Below are 10,635 nucleotides of genomic sequence, written 5' to 3'. Positions count from 1 at the left end.
CTTGGGGTGCTGGCGGAGATATCGAATGGACTCCAACTTGGATCACCACCTTGGACCACTGTGGGTGCTCAAAGCGGCTGGAACCAAATCTCTCAATAATTACAATGCACTGGCGGAGAGGGTGGGATTCGAACCCACGGTAGGGTTGCCCCTACTCCGGTTTTCGAGACCGGCCCAATCGGCCACTCTGGCACCTCTCCGGGGCGTGGACGGCCCTATAATGCGCCACGCGGCAGGGCGCAACGCGCGAGCGAGGGTTTGGTGGGGCGGACCTGAACCCATCTGGTGGCCCGTGGCCGGGCGGGTGTGCAGCCACTCACCCGCAGGCATGGGAGTTGACTCCCGGGCCCCAGCCCCGCTATAGGCCGCCCCTCTTCCGGTGAGGCTCCCCTTCGAGGGCGCGGGCCCCGCCGGTTCTTGCACGACCGAAGAGCCGAGACGAAGGCGGACCGCATCCCCATGACCTACGCAGTGATCCGCACCGGCGGGAAGCAGTACCGCGTGACCCCCAATGCCGTGCTGACCGTGGAGAAGCTGGAGGCCGAGACCGGCGCCACCATCACCTTCCACGATGTGCTGGCGATTGGCGGCGAGTCCGGCCTGACCCTCGGTGCCCCCACCGTTCCCGGCGTTTCCCTGACCGCTACGGTCCTGGAGCAGAAGCGCGGTGACAAGGTGATCATCTTCAAGAAGCGCCGCCGCCAGAACAGCCGCCGCAAGAATGGCCACCGCCAGAACTACACGGTTCTGCGCATTGGTGAATTCGCGGCCTGATCGCGGCCTGAGACAGGAGATCTGAGAGATGGCGCATAAAAAGGCCGGTGGCTCCTCCCGCAACGGGCGCGACTCCGCCGGTAAGCGGCTTGGCGTGAAGCTCTATGGCGGCCAGGCCGTCCGTGCCGGCAACATCATCGTGACCCAGCGCGGTACGAAGATGATGCCGGGCCGCAATGTTCTGGTTGGCCGCACTCACTCCCTCCATGCCCTCGTGGATGGCACCGTGAAGTTCGAGCGCAAGGCCGATGACCGCGTAGCGGTATCGGTCGAGCCGACGGCTCTCGCGGCCGAGTAAGGCTTCGCCTCAGCGCGACGCATCACGGGGGCCCCTCGCGGCCCCCGTTTTCGTTTTTGGATAGCACCCCCATGAAGTTCCTCGACGAAGCGAAGGTCTATCTGAAGGCCGGTGACGGCGGGAACGGCGTGGTCGCCTTCCGGCGTGAGAAGTACATCGAGTTCGGCGGGCCGGACGGCGGGAACGGTGGCCGCGGCGGCAATGTCTATGCCGAGGCCGTCGATGGGCTGAACACCCTCATCGACTACCGCTACGCCCAGCACTTCAAGGCCCGGAAGGGCGGCAACGGCGCGGGCTCGGATCGCACTGGCGCGGCCTCGGAGGACGTGATCCTCAAGGTTCCCGTCGGCACTGTGATCCTCGCAGAGGACAAGGAAACGGTCCTCGCGGACCTGACGAAGCCGGGCCAGAAGGAGCTGCTCTGCCGTGGCGGCGATGGCGGCCATGGCAACGCCCATTACAAGACCAGCACCAACCGTGCCCCTCGCCGTGCCGATCCCGGCTATCCGGGGGAGGAGCGCTGGGTCTGGCTGCGCCTGAAGCTGATCGCCGATGCCGGCCTGGTCGGCCTGCCCAATGCCGGCAAGTCCACCTTCCTGGCCGCCAGCTCCGCCGCGCGGCCGAAGATCGCGGACTATCCCTTCACCACCCTTCACCCGCAGCTTGGCGTCGTGCGCCTGAACGCGACGGAGGAATTCGTCCTGGCCGACATCCCCGGCCTGATCGAGGGCGCGCATGAGGGCGCTGGTCTTGGCGACCGCTTCCTCGGTCATATCGAGCGCTGCGCCGTCCTGCTGCACCTGATCGACGGCACCCAGCCGGACCCGGGCGAGGCCTACCGCACCGTTCGTGCCGAGCTGGAAGGCTATGGCGGCGGGCTGTCGGACAAGCCGGAGATCGTGGCGCTGAACAAGATGGACGCCATGACCCCCCAGGCCCGCACCAGCCGCATGAAGGCCCTGGCTCGTGCCATCGGGAAGGAGCCGCTACTGATCAGCGGCGCCACCGGCGCCGGCGTGCCTGAGGCGCTACGGGCGCTGGCTGATGCCGTGAAGGCCGCGCGCGAAGCCTGAGGCGGGCACGGCCCTAGCCAGGCCGATCTTCCGCTCCGCCCTCCACGCCGGCCACTTCAGAGGCCAGCGGCGCCAGCGCCTGGATGAACTCCCGGGCGCTGGCGAAGCGCTGGTCCACCGGCTTCGCCAGCGCAGCCGCGGTCACCGCGTCGAAGCCCGGCGGCAGATGGGGCGCATGGGTCGTGGGCGGCACCGGATCCCGCGCGAGGATGCCGGCGATCACCGCCGACGCATTGCCCTCGAAAGGCCGGTGCCCGGTCAGGAGCTGGTACAGGACCACCCCGGCGCCCCAGAGATCGGCACGCGCATCCACCACCTCGCCCCGCACCTGCTCGGGCGACATGGTGGTCAGCGTACCGATCATCTGCCCGGCGGTCGTCAGCCCCGTGTCGCCCAGCCGCGAGACACCGAAGTCAACCAGCCGCACCGGGCCATGGCCGGCCCGCTGATCTGCCACCAACAGAATATTCGCCGGCTTCACGTCGCGGTGGACCACACCGCGGGAATGGGCGAAATCCAGCGCCTCCAGCAGCTCGATCGATATCCGCGCGGCCTCCGCCGGGCTGAAGCGGTGCCCGGCATCCAGCGCCGCCTTCAGCGATTCGCCGATGACCAGCTCCATCGCGATCCAGGCATAGCCGGCGCCCTCGCCGAAGTCGTGGACGGGCACGATCCCCGGATGGGACAGCCGAGCAACCGTCCGCGCCTCCTGCCGGAAGCGCTCCAGCATCTCCGTCTCTACGTCATCGGGAATGGTGGCGACCCGTACCACCTTTACGGCGACCAGCCGCGCCAGCCGACGGTCATAAGCCTCAATCACCGTCCCGAAGGCACCGCGCCCGATCAGGTCCCGCGCTTCGTAGCGATCGGCTACGATGATCGGCTCCCCGTCGAGGTCGAGATTCCCGTCCAGCAGCCGAACAGGGCCGGCGGCATGCGCTGGCAGCGTGGCGCCCACATCTGCCGACCAGAGCGTCACATCCGCTGACACGCCCGGAAAGCTGGATTCGGCGCTCGGAAGCGCCATCCGCGTCGTGTCCGGATCCCGTTTCGCCCCGTCATCCGCCCTGCTCATCCCGAGGATGGACAGGACCTCGCGCAGCGCCTGGAGCGCGCCCTGCTTCCGCTCCTCGATAGCCGCGTCCTGCGCCGCAGCGTGCATGGGCCCCGGCGCTGCGCCGGATGCCTCCCTCTGGGCGCGAAGGTTCCGCAACTCGGTCACCTGCGCCACCGCCTGCGCCAGCGCAACGGCGGCGCTACGTGCCTGTGCCGAGGGCATCATCACCGGCCCGTTCGCCGGCGGCCAGAAGTCGATCAGGGTCTCTCCAGGCAGTTCCGTGGCCAGGCGCTGCGCGCCGGCCAGCAGGGGAGACACATCCGTCTCAGGGTTCCGGCCCTGCTCTCCTGCAGGGACCGGGTGAATTGCCCCGCGGGCCGTCATGCGTAGGCGGCCAAGATCATGTCCCCATCCGAGCGATGCTGACGGGGCGGGACGGCCCCGCCGGGCCTGTGCCACGCCACCGCCAGATGCGCGAGCTTCTTCGTCCACAACTTTGCGGGGTGGGGGGCGGGCTTGTCCACCTCCAGCCCCTTCAACTCGCGGCGCGTGACGCGCCAATGGCGGCGGCCGCTTGCCGAGCCTGGATCGGCCCAGCACATTGCCGCCCACGCCCACATGCGGTTGAACCCCGGCGCATCCCGCGTGAAGCATCCAGGTGCAGGTCCCGGACCTGTCCGATCAACCCATTCCTCCCGGCTCTCGCCGGAGACGGCCATTTCCGGAGCCGCTGATGCAGCAGCCGACCACACCCACCGATACCCGGCAGAAGGCCGCCGCCCTGGTGCGGGAGGGCGCCACGCGCCAGGGGATCGGCGATGTGCAGGGCGCGATTGCCCTCTACCGACAGGCCTTGGAGCTGGAGCCGGAGGAGCCCAATGCGACCAATCTGCTGGGGATCATCGCCCGGCAGTATGGCGACATGGAACTGGCGCTCAGCCTTTCCACCCGCGCCGTGGCCTCGAACCCTCAATCCCCCATCTTCCTCGCCGCGCGTGGCGCGACCCTGGCTGAGGCGGGACATCTAGAGGAGGCGGTGGCGATCTTCTCCAAGGTCCTCACCCTGCGCCCGGCGGATGTCATCACCCGCCGCAATCTTGGCCAGGCGCTCTGCGCCCTCGGGCGCCCGGGGGAGGCGCTTCCGCATCTGCGGCAGGCGGCCGCCATGGCCCCCGATGATCCCGAGACGCAGCTCGCGCTTGCCCATGGGCTGCGCGAGGCCGGCGCCACCGGCGCAGCCGAGGCCGCCCGCCGCGCCCTCTCGGCCGGCGGCGAAGTCGGTGCCCAGGCCCGCTTTCTCCTCGCCTCCCTTGGCGAGGGGAAGGCGCCCGCCCGCCCGTCCGAGGCCTATGTTCGCAACCTTTTCGATGCCTATGCCCCGCGCTTCGAGGCGGAGCTGACCGGCCAACTCGGCTACCGCACGCCCGAGGCGCTGGCGAACCTGCTGCGCGGCGCCGGCCTGGCCCCGGAGGAAGCGCTGGACGTGCTGGATATCGGCTGCGGTACCGGCCTTTCCGGCATCCCGCTGCGCGGCTGGGCCCGCCGCATGACCGGCGTGGATCTCTCCCCCCGCATGCTGGAACAGGCCGGCAAGCACGGCATCTACGACGCGCTGCAGGAGGCGGAGCTTGTCACCTATCTCACGGAACACGCCGCTGCCTTCGACCTCGTGGCCGCGGCGGATGTGCTGAACTACCTCGGTGACCTCCGCCCCGCGCTGAACGCCATGGCCGCCGCCCTGCGCCCCGGCGGATATGCCGCCTTCAGCCTCGAAACCGGCGAGGAGGCCCCCTACGCGCTCGGAGAGGGCATGCGCTACCGCCATAACCCCGCCCATGTGCTGGCCCTCGCCGATGCCACCTCCCTCCGCCTCGTGGCGCGCGAGGAGGTGGTGCTGCGGGAGGAGCGCGGCACGCAGGTTGCCGGCACCTTGCTGGTGCTGCGCCGCGGCTGATCAGGCGGCGGCACGCGATGCCGCCAGCCTCGCGGCCAGTGCCTCGATGTCCTGTGCCGCATTGGATCCGGGATGCCGCGTCAGCAGCGGCACCTGGTGGCGGATGGCGTCGCGCATCTGCGGATCGCGCCGCACCACCCCGCCCAGCGCCACGCCGCGCCCGAGGAAGCCCCGGCAGGCGCGGTCGAGCGCCGCATGGGTGCGCGCCCCCTGGCCGGCATCGGTGGCCAGGTTCACCACCACCCGGGCATCCGCGCCCGGCGCATCGCGCGTGAGCAGCTTCAGCACCGCATAGGCGTCGGTCAGGCTGGTCGGCTCGTCGGTGGCAAGCACCAGCAGCGTGTCGCAGCCCGCCGAAAGCCGCCGCGGCACCGGATCCAGCCCGGCGCCGATATCCAGAACCACCTCGTCATGCGGCGCGCACCGCAGCACCGCCAGGAAGCGCCCGATCCAACCCGGATCGAGCGCCGCCAGCCCGCCTGAGCCGGAGCGGCCCGGCAGCACGTCGAAACCCTCCGACTGGGCCAAGGCCGCCTCGCGCAGCGTCACATTGCCGGCCAGCACCGCCATCAGGTCGTGCCGCACCGCCAGCCCAAGCTGCACATCAATATTAGCGAGCCCGAGATCGCCATCCGCCAGCAGCACGCGCCGCCCCGTGCGGGCCAGCGCCTGGGCCAGCCCGACGGCCAGCGCCGTCTTGCCCACGCCTCCCTTGCCCGAGGCAATTCCGATCAACCGTGGCGTGCTCATGCGGCCTCCTGCGCGAGGCGGGCAGGGCCGTGTAGGCGCTCCGCGAGCCAGGCGGGGGTGAGTGGGGTAAGCCCATCGGCCGCGCCGGGACCGGTTCCGGCCTCGGTCAGCACCAGGGGGCCGGCCTATGCGGCGGCCAGCACGCCGCCCAAGCGGCGCGCCCCATCCAGTCGCGTCGGCAGCAAATGGCCGGCGGCCATCGCCGAATTCCAGTCCGCCACCACCTCTGCGCTGGTCACCGCCATGCTCGACCGCGCCCTGACGGCGGCCGAGGAGGATGATTGCTACACCGCCCTGAAGCTCGCCCGCCGCGTGATGCGGCACGAGGAGGTGGTGCTCGGCATCGCCCCGCCCCCCAACACCCGCCCCATGCCGGAGGAGATGACCGCATGATGCCGCATCCCAACCCCGCTCCCCATCCCATCACGGCCTACCGCGCATCCCGCGCGGCCTTGCCGACGCGCGCGCAGGAGGCGGACGTGTTTCGCCGCGTCACCGGCGGCCTGCGCGCCGCCCAGGGCTTCGGGCCGGAGGCCGGGCTGCGCGCCATTCGCGCGCTCGCCGACAACCGCCGCCTGTGGCTTGCAGTGGAAGGCGTGCTGATCGATCCCACCAACGCCCTCCCGCCGCCGCTGCGCGCCTCCATCATCTCCGTCGGCCGTGCCGTTCTGCGGGAGATGGAGAAGGACGAACCCGACCTCGCCTTCCTGATCGAGGTCAACGAGAACATGGCGGCAGGCCGGACCAGCCAGACCTGACATGTCGGGCTCGATCGCCCTCGCCATCCTCGGCGGCAGCGGCAGCAGCGGTAGCACGGCCGATGCCGCCACGGCGGTGCTGGCGTTGCGCCGCGCCTCCGCGGCCAGTGCCGAGGAGAAGGGCGTTGCTCAGACCGCGAAGGAGGCTTCGGTGAAGCTGGCGCTTGCCCGCTTCACCGAAGGCATCTCCCGGGCGAAGGATGTGCAGACGGCGCTGCGCGACCCGCGCGTCTCCGCCGTGCTGCTGCCGGCACTGGGCCTGCCGGATGCGGTGGACATGCCCGGCCTCGCCCTGCGCGCGCTGACGTCCAACCCGGCCGATCCCAAATCCGTTGCCGCGACGCTGCCCGACGCCCGCTGGAAATCGGCCGCCGCTACGCTCAACTTGGCCGCCCGCGGCATGGACGCGCTGCGCGATCCGGCGGTGCAGAAGAAGCTGGCGGAGGGCTTCACCGCCTATCAGTGGCGCGTCTCGAAGGACAGCGAGGCGAGCGGCATCGCCGACGCCCTGTATTTCCAGCAGCGCATGGCCACCGGCAAGGCGCTGAACGTTTATGAGGTGCTGGGGGACGCGGTGCTCCGCCGTGTGGTCACCGGTGCGCTCGGCCTGCCGGATGCCATTGCTATCCAGGAGGTGGAGACCCAGGCCCGCGCCGTCACCTCCCGGATAGACCTCTCGAAGCTCACCGATCCGCGCCAGGCGGCGAAAATGGCGGAGCGCTACGTCATGGCCGCGGCCGGCAGCGGCACGGGCAGCAGTGGCTCCTCGCTCCTCTCCCTCTTCGCCTGAGAGGCCGGCCGGTTTGACCCCCCGGCGCTCTCGCGCGATCCTCCCGCCCTCTCATGCCCCTCCCGAACGACAGCCTCATCCATCTCCGAACCCTCCTCGTGGGGGCTGCGGGTGGAGCGGTAGCGGTACTGCTCGGCATCCCGCTGCCCTGGATGATCGGCGCCATGATCGCCAGCTCGGCCCTCACCTGGTTCGTGGCGGTGCCGAACCCGCCGGCCGTCCGGAACCTCTCCCTCGTGGTGCTCGGCCTCGGACTGGGGCAGGGCTTTACAGCTCCGGTGCTCTCGGCGGTGGTCGGGGCCTTGCCGGCGATGGTGGCGGCGGGCGTCGTCACCATCCTGGCCGCCCTTCCGGTGGCGGGCCTCTTCGCCCGCCTCTCCGGCACGGATGCGCGGAGCGGCTATTTCTGCACCGTGCCCGGCGGAATCGTGCTGATGACCGTCCTGGCGCAGCAGGCCGGTGCCCGGGTCCCCGTCGTCACCCTGTCCCAGACAATCCGCATGTGCCTGGTGGTGCTTCTCTTCCCGCCGGTCCTTGCCCTGCTGGCGCCGGGCGTGGCGGATTCCGCCTTCTCCGCCCCGCGCCTGCCGAGTGATCTCGGCTGGCTTGCCCTGCTTTCGGCGGCCGGCCTGGTGCTCGGCTGGGCGATGAGCCGCGTCGGATTCGCCAATGCCTGGATGCTGGCGCCCTGCGCGCTGGTCATCGCGCTCTCTGCTGCGGAGCGACTGCCCACCGGCATCCCCATCTGGCTCGTGGATGCGGCGCAGATCGGTATGGGCACCACCCTCGGCCTGCGTCTGACGAGGCGCTTCCTGCTCTCGTCACGCAAGCTCGTCCTCGTCTCGGCCGTCTCCACCCTCGCGCTCTCAGGGCTGCTTGCGGCGCTTTCCCTGCCGCTCGCCTGGCTCTTCGGCCTACCGGGCCCGGCGGTACTGCTCGGCATGGCACCCGGCGGCATGCCCGAGATGGCGCTGACGGCAAAGGCGCTCGACCTCGCCGTGCCGCTGGTGCTCGGCTTCCATCTGACCCGGGTGTTGCTCTGCAGTGCGCTGATCGGGCCCTTCTGGCGCCTCGCCGTCGCAGTCGGCCTCGTGCCTCCCGCCAGCGAAAAGCAGGCCTGATCAGGCCACAAGGGAATGCCAGGCGCCGCGCTCGCCTAGCCGGCGCGCCAGCCCAGCCGTTGCTCCAGCCAACTTCGATAGGACAGCACCGCATCCGGCGGCGGCGCCAGCAGCGCGAAGGCGGTGGCCGCCGGCACGCCGATCAGCGCCTGGCCCTCTGCCAGCTGGGTGCGCTCCTCCTCATGCCAGCGCGTCGCGGCACGGCGCCAGGCGGCGATCGTATCCGCCGGCGTCAGCACCGGCATGACCAGCGCCGCCCGCATCTGCAGCGCCGCCACCGCCGCCAGCGCGCCACGGACAGCGGGCGAGCGGATGGGAAGGGGAGGGACACCCGCCGACTCCGTCTCCGCCTCGGCGACCGGGGAGAGCTGGTACCAGGGCGTGGCGCCCATGGTCCTGGCCCGCGCCGCCGGATCCGGCCCCAGCACGAGCAGCGCATCCGCCTCGCCTGCTGTGAAGGCGGCTTCCGGATGGCCGGGCACCGGCCGCGCTGGGACCCGGAGAAGGTCGAGCAGCGCCAGCGCCGCGGCCTCCGGCGCCTCGGGGGAGGAGATGGCAACGCGGATCGGCGTCGCACCTTGGGAGGGCAGTGGCCCGCGCCCCGCGAGCACTGCGCCCTGCCAGCCGACCAGCAGCGGCAGCCAGGCGCCCGGCTCGAATTGCGCGCGGGCGGCGCCCGTCAGCCGCACATGACATGCCATTCCGGGCAGGACGAGGAAGCGCTCGCCAAAGCGACCTTCCAGTGTCGCGAAGCGGTTGGCCGCCGTCACCCCGTCCGGCCCGCCGAGATGGGTTAGCTGGAGCGCCACCGCGCGGTGAGCTCCGCGGGTGAGCGAGGCGGAGGCGCGGGCGGCCCAAAGCGCAGACGCGCCGTCCTCGGGCCCCGGAACCAGGATCGTCACCTGCTGCACCGGCTGCGCAGCGGCCGACCGCCTTGCCATGAGCGCCAGGGACAGCAGCGACAGCCCGGCCGCACGCCTCCCGAGAACCGGGAGCCCGGCGGAGCACTTCGGTCCTGGCGGCGCGAAGTCGGTCATGCCGGCTGACGCTGGCGGTGTGGTGAGGCGGGAATGTGGCAATGCCGCAACCCTCAATCCTCGTAGGCCATGAGGGATTCGAAGGCGGTGTCGCCGAGCCGCGCACGGCCATGGAGGAAGGTCAGCTCGATCAGGGATGCCGCCATCGGCACCTCGGCTCCAGCCTGCCGCAACAGGGCGATGCTGGCAGCCAACGTGCCGCCCGTGGCCAGCAGGTCGTCCAGCACCACGACGCGGTCGCCAGGCTTCACCGCGTCGGCCTGCATCTCGATTCGGTCCGTGCCGTATTCCAGCGCGTAGTTCAGCCCGATGATGGCGCCCGGCAGCTTGCCGCGCTTGCGCAGCATCACGAAGCCCAGGCCCAGTTCCAGTGCCAGCGGCGCGGCGACGAGAAAGCCGCGGCTCTCGATCCCTGCCAGCAGGGTGGGACGATGCGGCCGGACCATCTCCGCCAGGCGGCGCATCGCCTCCTTCCAGGCCGGGCCATGCCGCAGCAGGGTGGAGATGTCGTAGAACAGGATGCCAGGCTTCGGGAAATCGGGGATGCCCCGGATATGCTGCTTCAGGTCGATACCGGAGGCGGTGGTGGGGCTATCGGTCATCGGCTGGGGCTCCGTCTAGGGGTCCGCGTCTTAAGCCGGGGCACGGCCCTCAGGCAAACGCTTGGCGGAACCGCGCGGCGGGGGCTTGGCGCGGCCGCCGGAATCCGGCACCAGCACCTGCATGTCGCGCGTTCCCGTGGCGGTGATCGCCGGAATCCTGGGCTTCCTGCTCTATATCGGTGCGGCGGTGGCGCTGGCGGATGCCGTGCTGCCGCAGCATTGGGTGCTGCAGGTCCTCTACTTCGCCGTCGCCGGCATGGCCTGGGTGTGGCCGACCGGTCGCCTAATGCGCTGGGCGGCGCGGAAATAGGCTCCGTGCCGCCCCGGCTGCTCGCTCAGAAGGTGCGGCTGAGGAAGACCATGGCGCGGGCTGCGCAGATTTTCTGGCTGCCGAAGCACTCGCCGCGGCTGAGATTGGTGT

At 70.7% G+C, this 10,635-nt stretch carries 13 protein-coding genes and 1 tRNA gene; 9 read left to right on the top strand and 5 right to left on the bottom strand.

Going from position 1 to position 10,635, the window contains the following annotated elements; translation table 11 throughout:
• Window positions 1-110: 110 nt before the first annotated feature.
• A tRNA-Ser gene (locus tag GSE44_RS24395) sits at window positions 111-200 on the bottom strand.
• 259 nt (window positions 201-459) lie between these two features.
• Here GSE44_RS24395 and rplU point away from each other — a divergent pair.
• The 3 genes from rplU to obgE all read left to right on the top strand — a co-directional run bounded on the left by rplU (window position 460) and on the right by obgE (window position 2,145).
• The gene (gene rplU, locus GSE44_RS24390) at window positions 460-774 is read left to right on the top strand and encodes a 50S ribosomal protein L21 (RefSeq protein ID WP_159351432.1); all 315 of its coding nucleotides are present in this window, start codon (window positions 460-462) and stop codon (window positions 772-774) included.
• A 28-nt stretch (window positions 775-802) separates the two neighbouring features.
• Window positions 803-1,072: a 50S ribosomal protein L27 gene (gene rpmA, locus GSE44_RS24385; RefSeq protein ID WP_159351431.1), complete on the top strand. Its 270-nt coding sequence runs from the start codon at window positions 803-805 to the stop codon at window positions 1,070-1,072.
• A gap of 71 nt (window positions 1,073-1,143) precedes the next feature.
• Window positions 1,144-2,145: a GTPase ObgE gene (gene obgE, locus GSE44_RS24380; protein ID WP_159351430.1), complete on the top strand. Its 1,002-nt coding sequence runs from the start codon at window positions 1,144-1,146 to the stop codon at window positions 2,143-2,145.
• Between the two features lie 13 nt (window positions 2,146-2,158).
• Here the strand turns inward: obgE and GSE44_RS24375 are convergent, their stop codons facing one another.
• The gene (locus GSE44_RS24375; protein WP_159351429.1) at window positions 2,159-3,520 is read right to left on the bottom strand and encodes a serine/threonine-protein kinase; all 1,362 of its coding nucleotides are present in this window, start codon (window positions 3,518-3,520) and stop codon (window positions 2,159-2,161) included.
• A gap of 415 nt (window positions 3,521-3,935) precedes the next feature.
• Here GSE44_RS24375 and GSE44_RS24370 point away from each other — a divergent pair, with 415 nt between their 5' ends.
• Entirely contained in the window at window positions 3,936-5,156 is a 1,221-nt protein-coding gene (locus GSE44_RS24370; protein WP_159351428.1) for a methyltransferase, read from the top strand.
• On the opposite strand, the gene GSE44_RS24365 is transcribed toward GSE44_RS24370, so the two are convergent.
• Window positions 5,157-5,906 carry a nucleotide-binding protein gene (locus tag GSE44_RS24365; RefSeq protein ID WP_159351427.1) on the bottom strand — a complete coding sequence of 250 codons (750 nt, stop codon included), beginning with the start codon at window positions 5,904-5,906 and terminating at the stop codon, window positions 5,157-5,159.
• Between the two features lie 57 nt (window positions 5,907-5,963).
• On the opposite strand from GSE44_RS24365, the gene GSE44_RS24360 reads away from it, so the two are divergent.
• Genes GSE44_RS24360 through GSE44_RS24345 form a run of 4 tightly spaced genes read left to right on the top strand, consistent with a single transcriptional unit; the run spans window position 5,964 to window position 8,575 of the window.
• Complete coding sequence (locus GSE44_RS24360) at window positions 5,964-6,299, top strand: flagellar biosynthesis repressor FlbT (protein ID WP_159351426.1); 336 nt, start codon at window positions 5,964-5,966, stop codon at window positions 6,297-6,299.
• Window positions 6,296-6,664 carry a flagellar biosynthesis regulator FlaF gene (locus GSE44_RS24355; RefSeq protein ID WP_159351425.1) on the top strand — a complete coding sequence of 123 codons (369 nt, stop codon included), beginning with the start codon at window positions 6,296-6,298 and terminating at the stop codon, window positions 6,662-6,664. The genes GSE44_RS24360 and GSE44_RS24355 overlap by 4 nt, the downstream gene beginning before the upstream one ends.
• Window position 6,665: 1 nt before the next feature.
• The gene (locus tag GSE44_RS24350; protein ID WP_159351424.1) at window positions 6,666-7,454 is read left to right on the top strand and encodes a DUF1217 domain-containing protein; all 789 of its coding nucleotides are present in this window, start codon (window positions 6,666-6,668) and stop codon (window positions 7,452-7,454) included.
• Window positions 7,455-7,507: 53 nt separating this feature from the next.
• Window positions 7,508-8,575 carry an AbrB family transcriptional regulator gene (locus GSE44_RS24345; RefSeq protein WP_159351423.1) on the top strand — a complete coding sequence of 356 codons (1,068 nt, stop codon included), beginning with the start codon at window positions 7,508-7,510 and terminating at the stop codon, window positions 8,573-8,575.
• Between the two features lie 35 nt (window positions 8,576-8,610).
• Here GSE44_RS24345 and GSE44_RS24340 read toward each other — a convergent pair whose 3' ends face one another.
• Both GSE44_RS24340 and GSE44_RS24335 read right to left on the bottom strand, forming a co-directional pair.
• Window positions 8,611-9,612 carry a hypothetical protein gene (locus tag GSE44_RS24340; protein WP_159351422.1) on the bottom strand — a complete coding sequence of 334 codons (1,002 nt, stop codon included), beginning with the start codon at window positions 9,610-9,612 and terminating at the stop codon, window positions 8,611-8,613.
• Between the two features lie 53 nt (window positions 9,613-9,665).
• A complete protein-coding gene (locus GSE44_RS24335) occupies window positions 9,666-10,184 on the bottom strand; it encodes an adenine phosphoribosyltransferase (RefSeq protein WP_159351433.1) in 519 nt (172 codons plus the stop codon).
• 91 nt (window positions 10,185-10,275) lie between these two features.
• On the opposite strand from GSE44_RS24335, the gene GSE44_RS24330 reads away from it, so the two are divergent.
• Entirely contained in the window at window positions 10,276-10,524 is a 249-nt protein-coding gene (locus GSE44_RS24330) for a DUF2842 domain-containing protein (RefSeq protein WP_159351421.1), read from the top strand.
• The last annotated feature ends 111 nt before the right edge of the window (window positions 10,525-10,635 follow it).

Source organism: Muricoccus harenae, assembly GCF_009848505.1.
Taxonomy (GTDB): domain Bacteria; phylum Pseudomonadota; class Alphaproteobacteria; order Acetobacterales; family Acetobacteraceae; genus Roseomonas; species Roseomonas harenae.
This window is presented reverse-complemented; position numbering and strand designations above follow the sequence as displayed.

What these genes read in the sequence shown, in the direction of transcription:
- rplU (WP_159351432.1), top strand. Translation starts at nt 460, where the DNA reads ATGACCTACGCAGTGATCCGCACCGGCGGGAAGCAGTACCGCGTGACC.
- rpmA (WP_159351431.1), top strand. Translation starts at nt 803, where the DNA reads ATGGCGCATAAAAAGGCCGGTGGCTCCTCCCGCAACGGGCGCGACTCC.
- obgE (WP_159351430.1), top strand. Translation starts at nt 1,144, where the DNA reads ATGAAGTTCCTCGACGAAGCGAAGGTCTATCTGAAGGCCGGTGACGGC.
- GSE44_RS24370 (WP_159351428.1), top strand. Translation starts at nt 3,936, where the DNA reads ATGCAGCAGCCGACCACACCCACCGATACCCGGCAGAAGGCCGCCGCC.
- GSE44_RS24365 (WP_159351427.1), bottom strand. Translation starts at nt 5,906, where the DNA reads ATGAGCACGCCACGGTTGATCGGAATTGCCTCGGGCAAGGGAGGCGTG.
- GSE44_RS24355 (WP_159351425.1), top strand. Translation starts at nt 6,296, where the DNA reads ATGATGCCGCATCCCAACCCCGCTCCCCATCCCATCACGGCCTACCGC.
- GSE44_RS24350 (WP_159351424.1), top strand. Translation starts at nt 6,666, where the DNA reads ATGTCGGGCTCGATCGCCCTCGCCATCCTCGGCGGCAGCGGCAGCAGC.
- GSE44_RS24345 (WP_159351423.1), top strand. Translation starts at nt 7,508, where the DNA reads ATGCCCCTCCCGAACGACAGCCTCATCCATCTCCGAACCCTCCTCGTG.
- GSE44_RS24340 (WP_159351422.1), bottom strand. Translation starts at nt 9,612, where the DNA reads ATGACCGACTTCGCGCCGCCAGGACCGAAGTGCTCCGCCGGGCTCCCG.